16 protein-coding genes are annotated in these 18,153 nt (G+C 48.5%); 9 read left to right on the top strand and 7 right to left on the bottom strand.

Translation table 11 applies throughout. The annotated features are described in order from the left end of the window. On the bottom strand, positions 1-219 hold a 219-nt coding region (locus tag H608_RS24675; protein ID WP_028788656.1), incomplete at its 3' end, for a hypothetical protein. Positions 220-537: 318 nt separating this feature from the next. Between H608_RS24675 and H608_RS22705 the strand changes: the two genes are divergently transcribed. The 3 genes from H608_RS22705 to H608_RS0116515 all read left to right on the top strand — a co-directional run bounded on the left by H608_RS22705 (position 538) and on the right by H608_RS0116515 (position 4,354). Further along, positions 538-1,452, top strand: coding sequence for a sigma-70 family RNA polymerase sigma factor (locus H608_RS22705; RefSeq protein ID WP_245565771.1), 915 nt, complete (start codon positions 538-540; stop codon positions 1,450-1,452). Between the two features lie 12 nt (positions 1,453-1,464). After that, positions 1,465-1,917: a carboxymuconolactone decarboxylase family protein gene (locus H608_RS22700; RefSeq protein ID WP_028788655.1), complete on the top strand. Its 453-nt coding sequence runs from the start codon at positions 1,465-1,467 to the stop codon at positions 1,915-1,917. A 166-nt stretch (positions 1,918-2,083) separates the two neighbouring features. Beyond that, positions 2,084-4,354: a T9SS type B sorting domain-containing protein gene (locus H608_RS0116515; RefSeq protein ID WP_155990211.1), complete on the top strand. Its 2,271-nt coding sequence runs from the start codon at positions 2,084-2,086 to the stop codon at positions 4,352-4,354. 313 nt (positions 4,355-4,667) lie between these two features. Here H608_RS0116515 and H608_RS0116510 read toward each other — a convergent pair whose 3' ends face one another. Both H608_RS0116510 and H608_RS0116505 read right to left on the bottom strand, forming a co-directional pair. Further along, entirely contained in the window at positions 4,668-5,372 is a 705-nt protein-coding gene (locus H608_RS0116510; protein ID WP_028788653.1) for an NUDIX hydrolase, read from the bottom strand. Positions 5,373-5,413: 41 nt separating this feature from the next. Then, positions 5,414-6,049 carry an HAD family hydrolase gene (locus H608_RS0116505; protein ID WP_028788652.1) on the bottom strand — a complete coding sequence of 212 codons (636 nt, stop codon included), beginning with the start codon at positions 6,047-6,049 and terminating at the stop codon, positions 5,414-5,416. A gap of 387 nt (positions 6,050-6,436) precedes the next feature. Here H608_RS0116505 and H608_RS0116500 point away from each other — a divergent pair, with 387 nt between their 5' ends. The 5 genes from H608_RS0116500 to H608_RS0116480 all read left to right on the top strand — a co-directional run bounded on the left by H608_RS0116500 (position 6,437) and on the right by H608_RS0116480 (position 12,543). Next, positions 6,437-8,059 carry a ribulokinase gene (locus H608_RS0116500; protein ID WP_028788651.1) on the top strand — a complete coding sequence of 541 codons (1,623 nt, stop codon included), beginning with the start codon at positions 6,437-6,439 and terminating at the stop codon, positions 8,057-8,059. Then, positions 8,056-8,757, top strand: a complete 702-nt coding sequence (locus H608_RS0116495; RefSeq protein WP_028788650.1) for an L-ribulose-5-phosphate 4-epimerase — start codon at positions 8,056-8,058, stop codon at positions 8,755-8,757. Before H608_RS0116500 ends, H608_RS0116495 begins: the two co-directional genes overlap by 4 nt. A gap of 88 nt (positions 8,758-8,845) precedes the next feature. Further along, positions 8,846-9,994, top strand: coding sequence for an aldose epimerase family protein (locus H608_RS0116490; RefSeq protein ID WP_028788649.1), 1,149 nt, complete (start codon positions 8,846-8,848; stop codon positions 9,992-9,994). A 28-nt stretch (positions 9,995-10,022) separates the two neighbouring features. Next, positions 10,023-11,522 (top strand): L-arabinose isomerase, encoded by a 1,500-nt coding sequence (gene araA / locus H608_RS0116485; protein ID WP_028788648.1) that lies wholly within the window; start codon positions 10,023-10,025, stop codon positions 11,520-11,522. A 7-nt stretch (positions 11,523-11,529) separates the two neighbouring features. Next, positions 11,530-12,543, top strand: a complete 1,014-nt coding sequence (locus H608_RS0116480; protein ID WP_028788647.1) for a zinc-binding alcohol dehydrogenase family protein — start codon at positions 11,530-11,532, stop codon at positions 12,541-12,543. A gap of 133 nt (positions 12,544-12,676) precedes the next feature. On the opposite strand, the gene H608_RS0116470 is transcribed toward H608_RS0116480, so the two are convergent. From H608_RS0116470 to H608_RS0116455, 4 genes are read right to left on the bottom strand one after another with little or no spacing between them, the layout of a single operon-like run. Then, positions 12,677-13,465: an SDR family oxidoreductase gene (locus H608_RS0116470; protein WP_028788646.1), complete on the bottom strand. Its 789-nt coding sequence runs from the start codon at positions 13,463-13,465 to the stop codon at positions 12,677-12,679. Positions 13,466-13,475: 10 nt separating this feature from the next. Further along, the gene (locus H608_RS0116465) at positions 13,476-14,315 is read right to left on the bottom strand and encodes an amidohydrolase family protein (RefSeq protein ID WP_038008728.1); all 840 of its coding nucleotides are present in this window, start codon (positions 14,313-14,315) and stop codon (positions 13,476-13,478) included. Positions 14,316-14,319: 4 nt separating this feature from the next. Further along, the gene (gene fucP / locus H608_RS0116460) at positions 14,320-15,585 is read right to left on the bottom strand and encodes an L-fucose:H+ symporter permease (protein ID WP_028788644.1); all 1,266 of its coding nucleotides are present in this window, start codon (positions 15,583-15,585) and stop codon (positions 14,320-14,322) included. A 12-nt stretch (positions 15,586-15,597) separates the two neighbouring features. Further along, positions 15,598-16,503 (bottom strand): AraC family transcriptional regulator, encoded by a 906-nt coding sequence (locus H608_RS0116455; RefSeq protein WP_028788643.1) that lies wholly within the window; start codon positions 16,501-16,503, stop codon positions 15,598-15,600. A 132-nt stretch (positions 16,504-16,635) separates the two neighbouring features. Here H608_RS0116455 and H608_RS0116450 point away from each other — a divergent pair, with 132 nt between their 5' ends. After that, positions 16,636-18,075 carry a sialate O-acetylesterase gene (locus tag H608_RS0116450; protein ID WP_028788642.1) on the top strand — a complete coding sequence of 480 codons (1,440 nt, stop codon included), beginning with the start codon at positions 16,636-16,638 and terminating at the stop codon, positions 18,073-18,075. Positions 18,076-18,153 lie beyond the last annotated feature (78 nt).

Here is an 18,153-nt window from a genome sequence, read left to right as displayed (position 1 = left end):
GTCCAGGATCTTTTGGTAAAAGCTGTTGAGCTCACGCTGTATGGAACGGGAAAGGCCCTGCACTAACAGAACAATCAAATGAACAAAGGTCAGCTTGCGATCACGGACAAATCCATTCCGGCCGGATTCTGTACGGCAGTCGCTAACAAATTGTTCATTATGTAATTTTTGAGTTAATTCATTGAGATAGGTTACTCTAAAAACAGGTTCGCTATTCAATACCCCCCTGTAATCCTATCCTAAAAATAACAAACTTTTTCTCTACTTAACACCTGTCAAAGAACTTCAGCCTTAAGGAAACGACATTGAATCGTCAATGGTCAATCGTGAATAGTCAATCGTCAATCGTCAATGGTCAATCGTGAATAGTCAATAGTCAATCGTCAATATTACTTATTACTTACTACCTATGCCCGAAGTGTCGGGCCGAAGTGTCGGGCTGAAGTACCGGGCGCCTGTTTCACCATACACCTTACGCCCTAAACCTTATGCCTTCCACCTTATGCCTTATGCCCTACACCATACACCTTACGTCCTATGCCTCGTGCCTTACGCCTCATGCCTTATCTTTGCCGCATGCACGAACTGAAGCCGTTACTCACTTCCTATGCCTATAACATCCTCGGTATACGCGAGGATGCGGAAGATGCCGTGCAGGACGTATTTCTCAAATACGAGGAAGCCAATCATGAACACATTCTTGATACCAAAGCTTACCTGGTGCGTATGGTTATCAACCGCTCACTTGACCTGAAAGAAAAACGTCAAAGAGAAAAAGCAGCTTATCCCGGCACCTGGCTGCCGGAACCCATCGCTACAGAAACGGCCGATGCTGGTATTGTAAAAACAGAAATCCTCTCTTATTCGTTGCTTGTATTATTGGAAGAGCTTGACGCAAAACAACGGGCGGTTTTCATTCTACGCGAAGCTTTCGATTATTCCTATGAAGAAATTGCTGAAATCCTGTCCATCAGCACCGATCTTTCGCGACAGTTGTTGAGCCGGGCCCGTAAAAAACTGGCCACCCGCAAAATAGCGCCTACCATTCAGGCGCAGCAACTGACCCAACGATACCTGACGCTTATCCGTAACGCCGACACGAAGGGCCTCGAACATTTACTGACCGAAGACATCCGCCTCGTATCAGACGGCGGAGGCAAGGCATCGGCAGCTCTCAAGCCCATGGAAGGACGAATGGTGGTAACAGCTTTCCTCAATGGTATCTTCCAGAAATTCTACTCCGGCACGCCTATTGAAATGGTGATGATCAATCATTGCCCGGCTATGCTTTTTTATGAAAATGGCCGTGTAACCACCTGCCAGATCTGCATTTTTGAACAAGATCAGCTCGCCCGCATTTATGTTGTCCGCAATCCCGATAAACTGGCCGGTCTGCAAAAAAATAGTACCGGATCTGTCACAACAGGTACTCCTTTCCAGTCTTTGTTATAAATACATTTTTTTATGGAAAGAATTTCAGCAAAAGACCTGCCCGCAGGTATGTACCAGGTATTGTTAAACGGTGAAAATTATCTTCATGCAGCGGGTATCGATCCGGTATTATTGAAACTCATCAAAATGCGTGTATCACTGATCAACAGCTGTGCCTACTGCATCGACATGCATTACAAAGAAGCTATTCATGCCGGGGAAACACCACTCCGCCTGATATCGGTTGGCGTGTGGCGCGAAACAAATTATTATACGCCACGAGAACAGGCAGTACTCGCATTGGCCGAAACACTCACTTATATGCGGCCCGATGAAAACAGCGATCATATCCATGACGGATTGAAACCTTTTTTCAGCAAGGAGGAAATCGCTTACCTCACACTCGCCATTATCCAGATCAATTCATGGAACCGCTTCGTCCGCTCGATGGGGCCGGAACCGGGACAATATAAAGTGAATGGGTGAATAGGTCAATGAGTGAATAAGTGAATGTTTCCCGGCCTCGGCCCCGAAGTCCCGGGGCCGAGGCCGCTTACTCAATATTTATTTCCACCAATGTCATTCGTGCGTAATAATCTGCATTCCGTATACGAAAGATTGTCAAAATCTTATTATTATATAACTTTAGGAGGTGAGACTGCTTATCTCTTTCATCCTGCTTTTCGGCATGAGCTTACCTGCTTATGCGCAACTGCAAAACAGCAATTGGAATTTTTCCTTTAAAAATAGCCTGTCATTTACCGGCGCGGGTGCCAGCACCACCAGCAGCCAACTCGTCAGCCTGGAAGGCGCGTCAAGCATTTCCACTTCTTCCGGCAGTCTGCTTTTCTATACGGACGGAATAACTGTATGGAACAAACAACATCAGGTGATAAACAACGGAACCGGACTCGCCGGAGGCACCGGTAGCTCCACTCAGGCAGCACTGATCATTCCGGTTGGAACAGAAGAACGTTGGTATTACATTTTCACAACGGACGAACAAGGCAGGCCCAAAGGATTAAATTATTCTGTGGTAGATATGACGGCGGATAATGGTAACGGTGCGGTTGTTACAAAAAATATTCAACTGGTTACCCCTGTTTCAGAAAAGCTTAGCGCCGTTCGTCATTGTAACAAAAAAGACTTCTGGGTATTAACACACCAGCTTGGAACGAATACCTTCTATGCTTATGTAGTGTCTGAAAATGGCGTATCGCCTGCTGTCATCAGTTCTACTGGTCCTCCTATTGCTGCCACATCTGCTGCCGCCGCGGGTGAAATGAAATTTTCCTGGGATGGTAAAAAAATAGCAATGGCTGCAGGAAAAGATGGTGTGTTCCTGTATAATTTCAACAACGCGACAGGCGTAGTTTCTAACGGTGCTGCCATATACGGCAACACGGCTTCTCCTTACGGAGTTTGCTTCTCACCTTCCTCACGCTTTTTATACGTAGGCCTGCTAATTTCAATAGAGCCCGGTTTTTCCGTCGTAACCAAACTCGTACAATATGATGTCAGCCTTCCCTCTACTGCAGCCATCATTAATTCCATGTATGAATTGATACGAAAACCAAGCACCGTACACTTCGGCTCATTGCAGCTCGGTATGGACATGAAAATATACATGCCTGTTTTGCCGGGTCGTGATATGGCTGCTATCACCCAACCAGATCAGGCTGGTGCCGCTTGCAATTTCGTAGCCGACGCCATCCGCTTCCCGGAACAATTATTCTGGTCGCTTCCTAATTTCCCGGCAGATCCTTTCGGGCCAAATCATGAAATAAAGATCCTGACACAAAACCCGTGTATAAGTGTTCCCGTCAACTTTTCAGTCGATCTTGCCGATCCTGCGACACCGGTACTGTGGGATTTCGGAGATCCCGCATCATCACAAAACCAGGCCACGACGCCAACTGCCGCACATCAGTATACGCGTGGAGGAACGTATGAAGTGCGTCTCGTTGTATACGGGCCGTGTGAAAATGATACAGTATACGAGACTATCAACGTCACCGATAAACTTGCAGATATCGGCCCCGACCGGAATTTCTGCGAGAATAGCCCTGTAACGCTTGATATTGGCGGTCTTGCCATTCATTCCTATACCTGGAACAACGGCACCCTGGGTCCGTCGATGACCACCAATATACCTGGCTGGCACTGGGTAGATGTCCGCGACGAGCAGGGTTGTATATCCCGGGATAGCATACACCTGACCATGATACCGCTACCTGTTGTATCATTGCCTGCAAGTCTTACGCTTTGTGAAGGCAGCTCCGTAATATTAGACGCAGGAAATCCGGGCGCAACATTCCTGTGGAACAACAACAGTACATTGCAAACATTGACCGTAACGCAACCCGGTGTATACAAGGTTAAAGTAACAGCCAATGATTGCTCCAATGAAACAAGTGTAATGATCGGCGGCAAAAAAGCGCCTGTCTTTTCGTTGGGACCAGATCAGGATATTTGCGGAGCGACTCCGGTTGTATTGGATCCGGGTATTATTGAAGGCGTTTTTCTATGGCAGGATGGCTCATCCTCCACTACGTACACTACAACAACAGAAGGAAAATATTATCTGCGCGTAACCAATGAATGCGGAAACCGCTCCGATACCGTTCTACTGAAACGCGGACCTTGTGAGGTGTTAATTCCGTCAGGTTTCACACCCGACGGTAATGGTTTGAACGACCAGTTCATGATCGGTGGTGCTTATCTGATCAACAAAATGACCTTGCGTATTTACGACCGCGCAGGCCAATTGGTATTTAGTACAAATGACAAAAGCAAGGGATGGGACGGCCGGTATAAAGGGCAGCCGGTGCCTGCGGGTGTGTATGTTTATCAGTTGAGTTATTCGCTGACATCCGACGAAAGAACAATAAATACGAAGGGAACGATCACACTGATAAGGTGAAATTCAAATTCAAAAGTCAAAAGTGAATAGTGAATAAGTGGACAGATCAATAACCAAATCAATACCCTGGTTTGGTTATACACCATAACTGTTCGGAACGTTTATCCCCAGGAGTCGCTTTTCACCCTTGTTGGTCTCCCGACCAACAAGCAAGCCTCAGGTTGCTTTGACAGGTCAGGGTCAACTTCGTACATAACTCAAGGATGAGCAGGCCCGTTGGTCTGGAGATCAATGGAGGCGTGATGTCGGGATTGACATGTTTTAAAATCTTTCTAACAGTCATAGTGTATACACGAACCAAGGCTGTTAGTTACTACCTCAACAAATGCGCATTTGGAATAATATTCAGGAAAGCCTGAAAATCTGCCTCGTAATTCTTGAGGTCTAATTTATAATAAAAGGCTCCGCGCTTCGATCCGCTTTTATCCTTGTCGGATTGCTTGATCAGCAATTTTGTAGAAAGCACTTTACGGGCAAAGTTGCGTTTATCGAACTTGGTATCGTACATCGATTCGTAAAGGATTTGCAACTGCGGAAGCGTAAATTTCTCCGGCAACAATTCGAACAGGATCGGATGCAGGGCTGCTTTGTAGCGGAGTTTCTCGCGCGCGGACATTACCATTTGTTCATGGTCGAAAATCAGGCGTGGCAGTTTGTTCAGCGGAAACCATTCTGCATGGTATTCGTCCGTAAGTTGCTTTTCGTATTTCAGAATATCGATGAGAGCAAAATAAGCGATGGAAATGGTGCGCTCAATCGGATCGCGGTCGGGCGACCCGAAGGTGGCAAGTTGCTCGAGATATACGCCGTCAAGTCCGGTCAGGCTTTTCAAAATCCTGCTGGCCGCTTCGTCGGGGCCTTCGGCAGCCTGGATAAACCCACCCATCAGACTCCAGTTACCCTTCTCCGGTTCAAAGCCGCGTTTGATCAGCAATAATTTTAATTGCTGTCCGTCAAAACCGAAGATGATACAGTCAACGGCTGCGAGTACCCGCGATTGTTTCTGATAACGTGTCATGGGCGACAAAGATAACCGCAAGAAAACGGTTTTACCAACTCTTAAGGACGGAACGCGCGGTAATCGGCATAGTAACCAATGACATTCGGGTACTCCTCAAACTCCTCCGCCACATGCATCGTGGTAAAAACAGCGGCATCCATTTTGGCATTCAATGCAGACTCCACTCCTTTCGGCGCATCTTCCAACACCAGGCAGGACGCAGGGTCTACGCCAAGTAGTTCGGCGCAACGGAGATAAGTTTCGGGATCCGGTTTACTCACCGCCACATCATCCGCACTGATAATAGCATCAAAATAATGACGGATGTTCAGGCCGTCAAGCACAAAATCAATATTGAAACGGATAGCCGCAGAGCCGATCGCCATCTTTACGCCCGCAGCATGATACATCTTTAATACCTCATCCAGTCCATCAATAAGTCGAAGATGAGGGCGAAACTCCGACTGGTATTGTTTTTCTTTTTCGATACTCAGATGATCTTTTTCCTCCTGCGTAAAACGCCCGGGGAAAACGCGCTCGAGCAATTCATGGTTCTTACCATAGCATTCTTTTTTGGTTTGTTCCATCGTCAGGTCAGCACCCAGTTCATGTAAAATACGATGCCATGCACGGATATGATAGTCCATATCGTCGATCATGGTGCCGTTGAGGTCGAAAAGAAATGCTTTATACATATGAGTGGTAAGTAGTAAGTAATAAGTATTAAGTAATAAGTATTAAGTAATAGGTTTTAAGTAATAGGTTTTAAGGAAGGCGGAAGGTACGGAAAAGGTGGAAGGTGGAAGGCTTAGGGCGTAAGGCCCGACACTTCGGGCCGACACTTCGGGCCGACACTTCGGGCCGAAGCTTCGGCCTAAGGAGTAAGGCCTAGGGTGTAAGCTATGAAAAGTCTTTGCTGCTTATGAGGCTTTGCGTGAAACCTGCATCTTCCAGGCAAGGCTGCCAGGATCGACTTTGAAAGCATCTGCCGCTCATTCATCACTACCACTTTTTTGAATTTTGCCTTTTGAATTTTGAATTCTAACAAAATAAGTGTTATTTTGACACTAATTGTTTGCCTTATGAGTAATGCATATGTGATTGGGGTAGATTTCGGCACCGATTCAGTGCGGTCTGTCCTCGTAGCCGCCGATTCCGGACAGGAAGTGGCGGCTGTTGTTTTTGCCTATCCACGCTGGCGCGATGGTCTTTATTGTAACGCCCGTATTAACCAGTTCAGACAACATCCGCTCGATTATATCGAAGGTTTGCAACACACCATCCGCGAATGTTTGCGGCAGGCCGGTCCCGGTATTGCCCCTTTGGTAAAAGGCATTTCCATTGACACAACCGGTTCCACTCCCATCGCTGTCGACAAAACGGGTACGCCCCTCAGCCTCCGCGCCGATCTCGCAGAAAATCCCAACGCCATGTTCGTTTTGTGGAAAGATCACACCGCTACCAAAGAAGCGGCCGAGATCAATGCACACGGTGAAGGAACTCCTTACCTCAAGTATGTCGGTGGCATTTACAGCAGTGAATGGTTTTGGGCCAAGTTGCTCCACATCCTCCGCGAGGATGAATCGATCCGCTCCAATATTCATTCTTTTGTTGAGCATTGCGATTGGATTCCTTTTCTGCTCACCGGCGGCGATGATGCGGCACAATTGAAACGCGGCATTTGCAGCGCAGGCCACAAAGCATTGTGGGCAGATGAATTCGGCGGACTTCCTCCCGATTCTTTTTTCACGCAACTCGATCCGCTGCTCGGCGGATTTACCAATAAACTTTTCACACGCACTTATACTTCGGCAGAAGCTGCCGGCCATTTATCAAAAGAATGGGCTGAACGTCTTGGTCTGAGCACCGATGTGATCGTGGGCATCGGCGCATTCGATTGCCACATGGGGGCAGTCGGCGGACAGATCGAACCTTATTATCTCAGTAAGGTAATGGGCACTTCCACCTGCGATATGCTGGTGGCGCCGAAGAACGAAGTCGAAGGTATTCTCGTGAAAGGCATTTGCGGACAAGTCGATGGCTCCATCATCCCCGGCATGATCGGTATGGAAGCAGGACAGTCCGCTTTCGGCGATGCTTATGCCTGGCTGAAACAAACACTTTCCTGGCCCTTGCAATGGATCGAAGATGCAGCGCTCCGTCAACAGATAAGTGATCGCATCCTCACAGGTCTTTCGGCAGAAGCATCGTCATTACAACCAACCGAATCATCCGAACTCGCACTCGACTGGCTCAATGGCCGGCGTACGCCCGATGCTAACCAATTATTGAAAGGTGCATTCACGGGTATCAGCCTCGGTACCGATGCCCCCAGGTTATTCCGCGCATTAGTGGAGGCAACCTGTTTCGGTGCGCGGGCTATTGCAGATCGTTTTGTATCGGAAGGCATTCCCGTAAAAGGGTTGATCGGCATGGGCGGCGTAGCACGCAAATCCCCCTTCATCATGCAAATGATGGCGGATGTGATGAACCGTCCGATCCGCATTCACAAAAGCGACCAGACCTGCGCCGCCGGCGCGGCCATGTTTGCCGCCACAGCCGCCGGCCTTTATCCACGCGTGGAAGAAGCCATGCAGGCTATGGGACAGGGTTTTGATCTTTTTTACGAACCTGATCCCAAACGTGCCGCTATTTACGACACGCGTTATCAAACCTATCAGCAACTCGGAAACTTTTTGTCATGAGCAACTACCAACATATTCGTGAAGAAGCCTATGCTGCCAATATGCAGTTACCCAAATTAGGATTGGTGATGTTCACCTTCGGAAACGTGAGCGCCGCCGACCGCGCCGCCGGTGTATTTGCCATCAAACCCAGCGGTGTGCCGTACGAAGAGCTCAGTCCCGCCAACATGGTGATCGTGGATTTTGACGGAAAAACAGTGGAAGGCAATATGCGCCCTTCTTCCGACACACTCACGCATGCATTGCTTTACAAGACCTGGGACACCGTAGGCGGCATTTCACATACACATTCCACTTATGCCACTGCATGGGCGCAGGCGCAACAGGATATTCCCATCTTCGGCACCACACATGCCGACCACAATACGGTCGATATTCCCTGCGCACCGCCGATGAGCGATGAAATGATCCTCGGTAATTATGAATACGAAACAGGGAACCAGATCATCAATTGCCTGAAAGAAAAGGGATACGATTATAAAGAAGTGGAAATGATCCTGGTCGGTAACCATGCGCCGTTTACCTGGGGAAAGACGGCAGCCAAAGCAGTGTACAACAGCGGCGTATTGGAAAGCATTGCACAATTGGCCATGCTGACATTACAAGTAAATCCAGGCGCACCGCGATTGAAAGAAGCATTGATCCGCAAACATTTTGAACGCAAACACGGACCGGATTCGTATTACGGACAAGCGTAAAAAGTCAAAATTAAAAATTCAAAAGTCAAAAAATGAACAAAGCATAGCTTTTGAATTTTGACTTATAAATTTTGAATTTAAAAAGCATATGAAAAAACTATTCCTTCCCATTATTGCATTAAGCCTTATCGCGGCTTCGTGCAACAACGATCCGAAACAAACAACGCCTGGCTCAAACGATAGCCTGGTAGCAAAGGTGTCGCTGACCCAACGCCCCTATGCAGATTTTGAAGGCAAGCCGATTACGGAATATACGCTGCGCAATGCGGCAGGTGCAGAACTAAGCATCATCAACTACGGCGGCGCCATCACCAATCTTAGTGTGCCGGATAAAAACGGAAAACTGCAAAATGTGGTGCTTGGCTTCGATTCCCTCGCAGGTTATACACAACAAGGCAACCCTTTCTTTGGTGCGCTGATCGGCCGTTATGGCAATCGTATCGGTGGTGCCAAATTCACGCTCGATGGAAAAGCATACAAGTTGTCCGCCAATGATAACGGCAACTCGTTGCACGGTGGTAAAAAAGGTTATGATAAAGTAGTATGGACCGCCGCTCCCCTTCCCGGCGACAGTAGTCTTGCACTCACTTACCGCAGCGCAGATGGAGAAGAAGGTTACCCCGGCAATCTCTCGATTAAAGTGGTCTATACACTTACGGCAGACAACGCCGTACGCATCGACTATACTGCCACAACAGACAAAGCAACGCCCGTCAACCTGACCAACCATGCGTACTTCAATCTCTCCGGCGGAAGCGACAGCACCATACTCGATCACACCTTACAAATTGCCGCAGTAAAATATACGGCAGTGAACGATCAGTTGATTCCAACGGGTGCGTTACCGGAAGTAAATGGTTCACCGATGGATTTCAATACGGCAAAGCCCATCGGCCGCGACATCGCACAAGTTAAAGGTGGCTACGACCACAACTGGGTATTGGATCGCAGCAACGGGCAATTGCAACAGGTAGCCACACTTCGCCATCCGGCGAGTGGCCGCAGCATGGAAGTATGGACGACAGAACCCGGCCTGCAATTTTATTCCGGCAATTTCCTCGACGGCACGTTAACGCACACATTGAACGGTGCGCGCTATGTAAAACATGCCGCACTCTGCCTGGAAACACAACATTTCCCTGACAGTCCCAACCAACCGTCTTTCCCCAATACCATTCTTCGCCCGGGCGAAACATACCGCACGACAACCGTATACAAATTCGGCATTCAACCCTGATCTGTTTAACACTGGAAAATAACAATACATGAAAAATTTGAAAGAACTGGAAGTATGGTTTGTCACCGGCAGCCAGCATTTATATGGTGAAGAAACCCTGAAGCAGGTGGCAGCACATTCAGAAGAGATTGCGCGTTCACTGAATGATGCAGCAGACATTCCCGTAAAAATTGTATTTAAACCAACTGTAAAAAGTACGGAAGAAATCCGCAGCATCTGCCAGGAAGCCAATAATACGCAAAACTGTATCGGCATCGTCGCCTGGATGCATACCTTCTCGCCCGCCAAAATGTGGATCGGCGGATTGCATATCCTCAGCAAACCTTTGCTGCACCTGCATACGCAATTCAACCGCGACATTCCCTGGGGTGAAATAGACATGGACTTCATGAACCTGAACCAATCTGCTCACGGCGACCGTGAGTTTGGTTTCATCGTATCACGCCTGCGCATGGAACGCAAAGTGGTGGTAGGACATTGGCAGGATGAAAAAGTGATCCGCCAAATCGGCGCCTGGACACGCGTAGCCGCTGCCTGGCACGACTGGCAGGGCGGCAAACTCGTTCGTTTCGGCGATAACATGCGCTATGTAGCCGTTACCGATGGCGACAAAGTAGAAGCAGAATTGAAATTCGGCTTCTCCGTCAATACACACGGTATCGGTGATCTCGTGAGCGTGATCAAAGAAGTAACCGATAAATCGGTAGATGAATTGATCACCGAATACCAGGATAGCTATAACGTCGTAGAAAGCCTTCGCGCCGGTGGCGCACAACATGCCTCATTGCGCGAAGCGGCCCGCATCGAGCTCGGCATGAAACAATTCCTGGAAGCAGGCAACTATATCGGATTCTCCGACACATTTGAAGACCTGCATGGCATGGAACAACTGCCGGGCATTGCGGTGCAACGCCTGATGGCGGCAGGCTACGGCTTTGCCGGTGAAGGTGATTGGAAAACGGCAGCCCTCGTGCGTGCGATGAAAGTAATGGGCCACGGACTCGCGGGCGGCAACTCCTTCATGGAAGATTATACTTATCACTTCGAACCCAATAATGAAATGGTGCTGGGTTCACACATGCTGGAGATATGTCCCAGTATTGCGTCAGCCAAACCTTCCTGTGAAATTCATCCGCTGGGTATCGGTGGCAAAGCCGATCCCGTGCGACTGGTATTTAATGTTGGTGGTGGCGCGGCGCTTAACGCATCGCTTATCGACATGGGCAACCGTTTCCGTTTACTGGTGAATGATGTAACAGCGGTGTCACCCAAACGCGACCTGCCCAAACTTCCCGTGGCGCGTGTATTGTGGAAACCCCATCCGAATATGCAGGATGCCCTCGCGGCCTGGATCTACGCCGGCGGAGCGCACCACACCTGCTACAGCCAGAACCTCACCAGCGAACACCTGGAAGATTTTGCAGCCATAGCAGGAATTGAATTTGTATCGATCGATAACCGTACTGAGCTGCGTCAATTGCGCAATGAACTTCGCTGGAGTGACGCAGCTTACCGTTTATATTTATAATTGATCCATGAGAACACTGGTTTGTACAACACCCGGACAATTCGATTACCAGGATACGGCTGTGCCCACGCTGACAGAGGGGCACAGCCTGTTAAAAATACAACGCATCGGCATTTGCGGTACCGACCTGCATGCTTTCGAAGGCACACAGCCTTACTTTCAATATCCGCGCATCCTCGGTCATGAACTGGCTGCGACCATAGAGGAGCTTGGAGCAGCGCAAGGATTCGAAAAAGGAGAAGCCGTAACATTTATTCCCTATTTCCATTGCGGCACCTGCATTGCCTGCCGTCGTGGTAAGTTTAACTGTTGCGTACAGATGCAAGTATGTGGCGTGCACGTGGATGGCGGCATGCGTGAATACCTCTCGGTACCCTCGCATTCGCTGATAAAGGGACAGGGATTGGGTTTTGATGAACTGGCCCTGGTGGAGCCATTGGCGATTGGGGCACACTCCATCCGTCGTGCCGCCGTAGAGCCCCGCGAATGGGTATTGGTGATCGGTGCAGGACCAATCGGATTGGGCATCATTGAATTTGCCAGAATCGCCGGAGCCAATGTGATAGCAATGGATGTGAACCAGCGGCGTTTACAATTCTGCAAAGACCAATTAAAAATCGAACACACCGTTGATGCCACGAAGGCGGATGCAAAAGAACAAATAGCGACTATTACAAATAATGATATGCCAACCGTAGTTATTGACGCTACGGGCAACCTGCGGGCGATCGAAGGCGCTTTCAACTATCTGGCACATGGCGGTCGTTATGTAATGGTTGGGCTACAAAAAGAAAATATTTCCTTCAGCCATCCCGAGTTTCACAAACGCGAAGCTACGCTGATGAGCAGCCGCAATGCCACGCGTGAAGATTTTGAACACGTGATCAGCAGCATGAAAGCGGGAAAAGTAAACCCTTCAACCTATATTACGCACCGTGTAAATTTTGAGGAATTAGCAGATCAGTTTGCGTCATGGCTCGATCCCAAAAATGGAGTGATCAAGGCGATGGCATCGATTTAAGTCAAAAGTAAAAACAGCTGGTTAGAATTCTGCGCCTTAAATTTCTTTGCGCCTTTGCGTGGAAAATAAGCGTCGATTGCACGCAAAGGCGCATAAGAAGCAAAGACCGATAAGTTTTTGATTTTTGAATTGCTTAAGCGTTGGCCAAAGCCCGATCGAGGTGTACATAGCCTCCATCCACATGAATAATCTGCCCGGTGGTATGCGAAGAAACATTACTCAACAGGAATACTGTCATGTTTGCAATCTCTTCCGGTGTAGTCATGCGGTTCTCCAAAGGAATCCGCGCCGTGATTTCTTTTAATTTCTCTTCCGGATTTTTCAGCGTCTTGATCCATTTGTCGTAAGCCGGTGTATAACATTCCGCCACGACTACTGCATTTACCCGTATCCCATATTTCAACAACTCCACCGCCCATTCCCGTGTCAAGGCATTGCGTCCGCCATTGGCAGCGGCATAGGCCGAAGTATTGCCCTGCCCTGTTTCAGCGGTCTTTGACGTAATATTTACGATCGAACCTTTTGATTGTTTCAACGCCGGCAATGCATGATGTACGATCAGATAATAATGTACCAGGTTGCGATGCAGGCTGGCCATGAAATCTTCGTAGTTGCCATTTTCCAGTCCTACGCCGTCGTTCACCCCCGCATTGTTCACCACGCCGTCGATGCGGCCGTATTCCGCTAATACCTTCTCTACCGCTTCCGCACAGGCTTGGGGCTCGGCCAGCTCGGCCGCTACCTGTCCGGCTTTGCCGCCATTCTTTTTTATCGCTTCAACAATGGCTGCATTATCTTTTTCATTGCGGCCAATGATCACGGGTATGGCGCCTTCGTTGGCCAGTGCATGACTGATGCCTTCCCCGATTCCTTTGGCGCCACCTGTTACGATGATCACTTTATCCGTTAACTGCAGATTCATTTTTCCTGTTTTATAAATTATAAAATGATACGGCATTACCACCGAAGAAAGCGGCTTGCTCTTCTTCAGCAAATACCGAATAGTATTCTTTTACAATGGCCAGCATCCGTTCATACGATGCCGCTACCAGGCACACCGGCCAGTCGCTGCCGTACACCAGTCGTTTCATGCCAAATGCATCGGTCACTATGTCCAGGTAAGGTTTGAAATGTGCAGGTTGCCAATTTCGCCAATCGGCTTCCGTAACCATTCCGCTTACCTTGCACCATACATTTTGCAAGGAAGCCAGTTCGCGGATATCTTTTTCCCAATCACCTATCGTACCCGCTTTGATGCCCGGCTTTGCAATATGATCAAGGATAAATTTTTGCTCCGGGAATGCGGCTGCCAATTCGCATGCGTACTTCAACTGATCTGGGAAAATGAGTATATCGTAGGTATAATCGTATTTCGCCAGTAAAGAAATACCTCTTTTGAATGCCGGTTGCAACATCAACGCACGATCCGCTTCTCCCTGCAATACATGCCGGAATCCTTTTAATTTCGGATAAGCTTTGTATCCCATCAGCGTTTCTTCTACTCTTTCATCCCGCAGATCCACCCACCCCACTACACCTTTTATAAACGCATTTGCTTCGGCATTTTCTAACTGAAATTCATTTTCCGCCAGCGATTGATCCGATTGTACGGTAACGCACCCGTCGAAGCCGTTTGCTTCCAATACCGGTTGCAGATCGGCGGGTAAAAAGTCTCGTTGTATCACCTTCATTTCTTCCGTGATCCAGTTGTCACGCACGGGATCAAATTGCCAGAAATGCTGATGTGCATCTATTTTAGGGATCGAATTCATAAGATTAATGGGCGGTGGTTAGTTTCACTTTGTTCTCATTGTAATTACGCAGGCCGAAATAGCCTACCACCAGGAAACACGCGGCCGGCACCAGGTAAGAGAGCTGGATATTCGTGGCATCGGATACGGCTCCCATCAGTACAGGGAATAGCGCACCGCCCACAATCGACATGATGATCAATGCAGATCCATCTTTGGTGCGTGAACCCAAACCACGGATGCCTAAGGCAAATATGGTCGGGAACATGATCGACATAAACAGCTCCACGCCAAACAAACAATAGATAGCTGCTTTGCCTGTTACCAATACAGCCGCCGTAGTAAGCAGTACACACATAATACCGTAGATGGTAAGCAGCCGGGCGGGAGAAATAAACTTCATGAGGAATGTGCCCACAAAACGCCCGATCATAAATAGCAGCAGGGCAATCGCAAGATAGCTGGCCGCGGCTTTTTCATCGATGCCCGCTACCCTGTCTGCAAACCGGATAAAGAAACTGGTCATGCATACCTGCGCACCTACATAAAAGAATTGCGCGATCACAGCCCATACCAGGTTCTTCTGTTTGAACAGTGAACCCGTGCTTTGTTCACCGGTTGGTTCTTCTTCTTTGATCTCCGGTAGTCTTGTCCGCCAGATCAGTATCGCTACCAGCAATACCACGGAGGCAATAATGATATAAGGAATTTGTACCGAAGCCGCTTCCTGGTCAAGGTAGGCATTCAGTTCGGCCGGGCTCATTGCCTTTTCCTGTTCGTTCGTTAACACTACACCCGAAAGAATAAACATCCCGCCGATCTTCGGCGCAATGGACTGTGCCAGTCCGTTAAAAGCCTGCGCAAAGTTGAGGCGTTGTGTAGCGGTATCCGGCGAACCCAACACCGTGATATACGGATTGGCGGCGGTTTCCAGGAAAGTAAGACCGGAGGCAATGATAAAAGAAGCCACCAAAAAGAAACCGTAAGAGCGGATGAATGATGCCGGATAAAACAAAAAAGCTCCAACGGCGAACAACATCAGCCCAACCAATATGCCACTTTTGTATCCGAACCGCTTCATGAATTGTCCCGCCGGAATGGCCAGCAGGAAATAAGCGAAGTAGGAAGCCGAGTCGATGAACGCGGATTGTGTATCCGACAAGCGGCAGGCTTTTTTCAAATGTGGAATAAGAATGGGATTCAGGTTGAGCGCAAAGCCCCAGAGAAAAAACAACGAAGTGATCAGCACAATGGCGAACCCGTATGTCTTTCCTGCTTTTTGTAAGGTCATATAATAGTTGGGTTAGTTGTTGAGTGTCCGGTATTTTTTGGGCGACATCCCGATGATGGTCCGGAAGCGCTTGGAAAAATAATAGGGATCGTCGAAGCCCATGCTGAAAGCAATGTCTTTCACCGAACGGTCGGTAAAGTTCAACTGCTGGCAGGCTTTCTGCATTTTCATCTGTACGAAATAATCAATGGGTGCGTACCCGGTTTTTTGTTTGAACAGATTCGAAAAGCGCGACACCGAATAATTATAGAGCGCGCTCAGTTCATTCAGGGAAATATTTTCGTTGATATGATCCTGCATATACAGGATGGCATTGTCCACACAATCCATTTTGTCGCTGCCCGTTTCTGCATAGTGGCGGGAATTATAAACAAACAAAGCCAGGAAATGCGAAAGACACATGTTGGCAAACAACAGGTTGTCGATACTATAACCTAATTCCAGTGTCTTGTATATTTTGGTAAACAGCGGAATCACATCACCGTTATTCTTGATACGGTGCGGCTTGAAGTGCTGCTGGATGGCATGTACTTCATTCAATTCCGGTAAGGCATCGCCGCCAAAATGAATCCAGTAAATGCTCCAGGGATGTTCCTCGCTGCTGCCGTAAGCATGCTCTGCATTTTGCGGCAGAATGAAAAATTCGTTGGGACCAACCTCGTATCGTTGATTGCCGATCTTATACCAGCCATGCCCGTCGACACAATAAAAAAGAAAATTTTCCGGCAGGCCTTTCTTGCGATAGGTATAATGATCTTTTGCTTTGGGATAATAGCCGATGGAACAAATATGAAGGCTGCGCAGCAGCAGGTTGCTCTGCACCCTCGTCTTGAGGATCGTGCGCGGAATTTCGATGCGTTGCCGCCCTGTTCCGTACCAGATATTTTTCCGGGAGCCTTCCTTATTGGTTTCTTTCATAATGGCAAAACGAATGGGTAAATTAATGAATGCATTCCGGCTGACCTTCCTGCACTGTACCGATGGACAAAACTCGTATTTACGGGTCAGATTCCGTTATTTTCGTAGCCTCAACGATTTTAAGCGCCTTGTATGAAACAATCAACCGTTTTCCGTCTGTCTGTTACGCTTTTTGTGTTGTTTTCTTTTTCCGTGATGGCTATCGCTCAGCCGCAGCTACCGGCTTTCTTCTCGGATGGCATGGTATTGCAGCAGCAAACCGATGCCGCCATCTGGGGCAAGTCTGCCGCCGGCAAAACGGTAAAATTGACCACTTCCTGGGATCGCAGGAGCTATACCGCAAAGGCAGATGAGCAGGGACGCTGGAAAATCCGGGTACGTACCCCGCAGGCGGGCGGCCCGTATGAAATTTCCATCACCGATGGACAAACCATCCGCCTCCGCGATGTAGTAATTGGTGAGGTATGGCTTTGCAGCGGTCAATCGAACATGGAAATGCCCATGAAAGGTTATCGCGATCAACCCGTGATTGGCGCCAACGAGGCGATCTTTGCTGCCAATAATCCGCAGCTTCGCTTCTTTACCGTACCACGTGCACTGCGCATGCAACCACAGGATACCGTCAAAGCCAGCAACTGGAAAAAAGCGACGCCTGAAACAGTAGCAGATTTCAGTGCTACGGCTTATTTCTTCGGCAGGCAAATGCAGCAAACGCTGAACGTGCCCATTGGACTCATGCAAATCAGTTACGGAGGCTCTTCGGCCGAAGCCTGGATGAACGAAGAAGCACTGACCGCATTTCCTGGTATTAAAAAATTGCCCGCGGCAGATTCCGCGAAGATCAGTCAGCGCTCGCCGATGTCATTGTACAACGGCATGCTCAAACCGTTTATCGGCTATGCGATCCGCGGTTGCATCTGGTACCAGGGCGAAAGCAACTACGAACGCCCCGATGAATACGAAACCTTATTCCCCGCGATGGTGAGTTTATGGAGAAAAGAATTTGGCCAGGGCGACTTCCCTTTTTACTACGCACAGATAGCACCTTACAACTATTCACAATTGCCGCCCTACAATACCGGGGGCAAATACAACTCTGCCTATGTCCGCGATGCACAACGCAAAGCGCTGGATAAAATTCCGAACAGCGGCATGATCGTGTTGATGGATGTTGGCGAAGAGAACTGCATTCACCCCTCCCAGAAGGCTGCTGGCGGACAAAGATTTGCTTATCTCGCACTCGGCGATACCTATGGTAAAAAAGGCTTCGCCTACAGATCGCCTTTGCCTGATTCGATAAGAATTCAGAATGGTACAGTGGTGATCCGTTTCAAAAATGCGCCGGTTGGACTGACGACTTTCGGGAAGCCATTGGTAAACTTTGAAATTGCCGGTGCCGATAAATACTGGCGTCCTGCCCGTGCCGTAATTTCAAAAGGAGAGCTGCATATTTCTTCACCTGAAATAAAAGATCCGGTGGCGGTGCGTTATGCGTTCAAGGATTTTGTGATTGGAGAGTTGTTTAATACAGCAGGATTGCCGGTGAGCTCTTTCAGAACAGACGACTGGTGATTAAGTCAAAAGTAAAAAATAGCCGGCTGAAACTCTGCGCCTTAATTTCTTTGCGCCTTTGCGTGAAAAGAAACGTCG

Origin of the sequence: Terrimonas ferruginea DSM 30193 (assembly GCF_000425585.1) — a bacterium.
In the GTDB taxonomy this organism is placed as follows: domain Bacteria; phylum Bacteroidota; class Bacteroidia; order Chitinophagales; family Chitinophagaceae; genus Terrimonas; species Terrimonas ferruginea.
The sequence above is the reverse complement of the archived record's forward strand: the minus strand, read 5'-3'. Positions and strand labels throughout refer to the sequence as shown.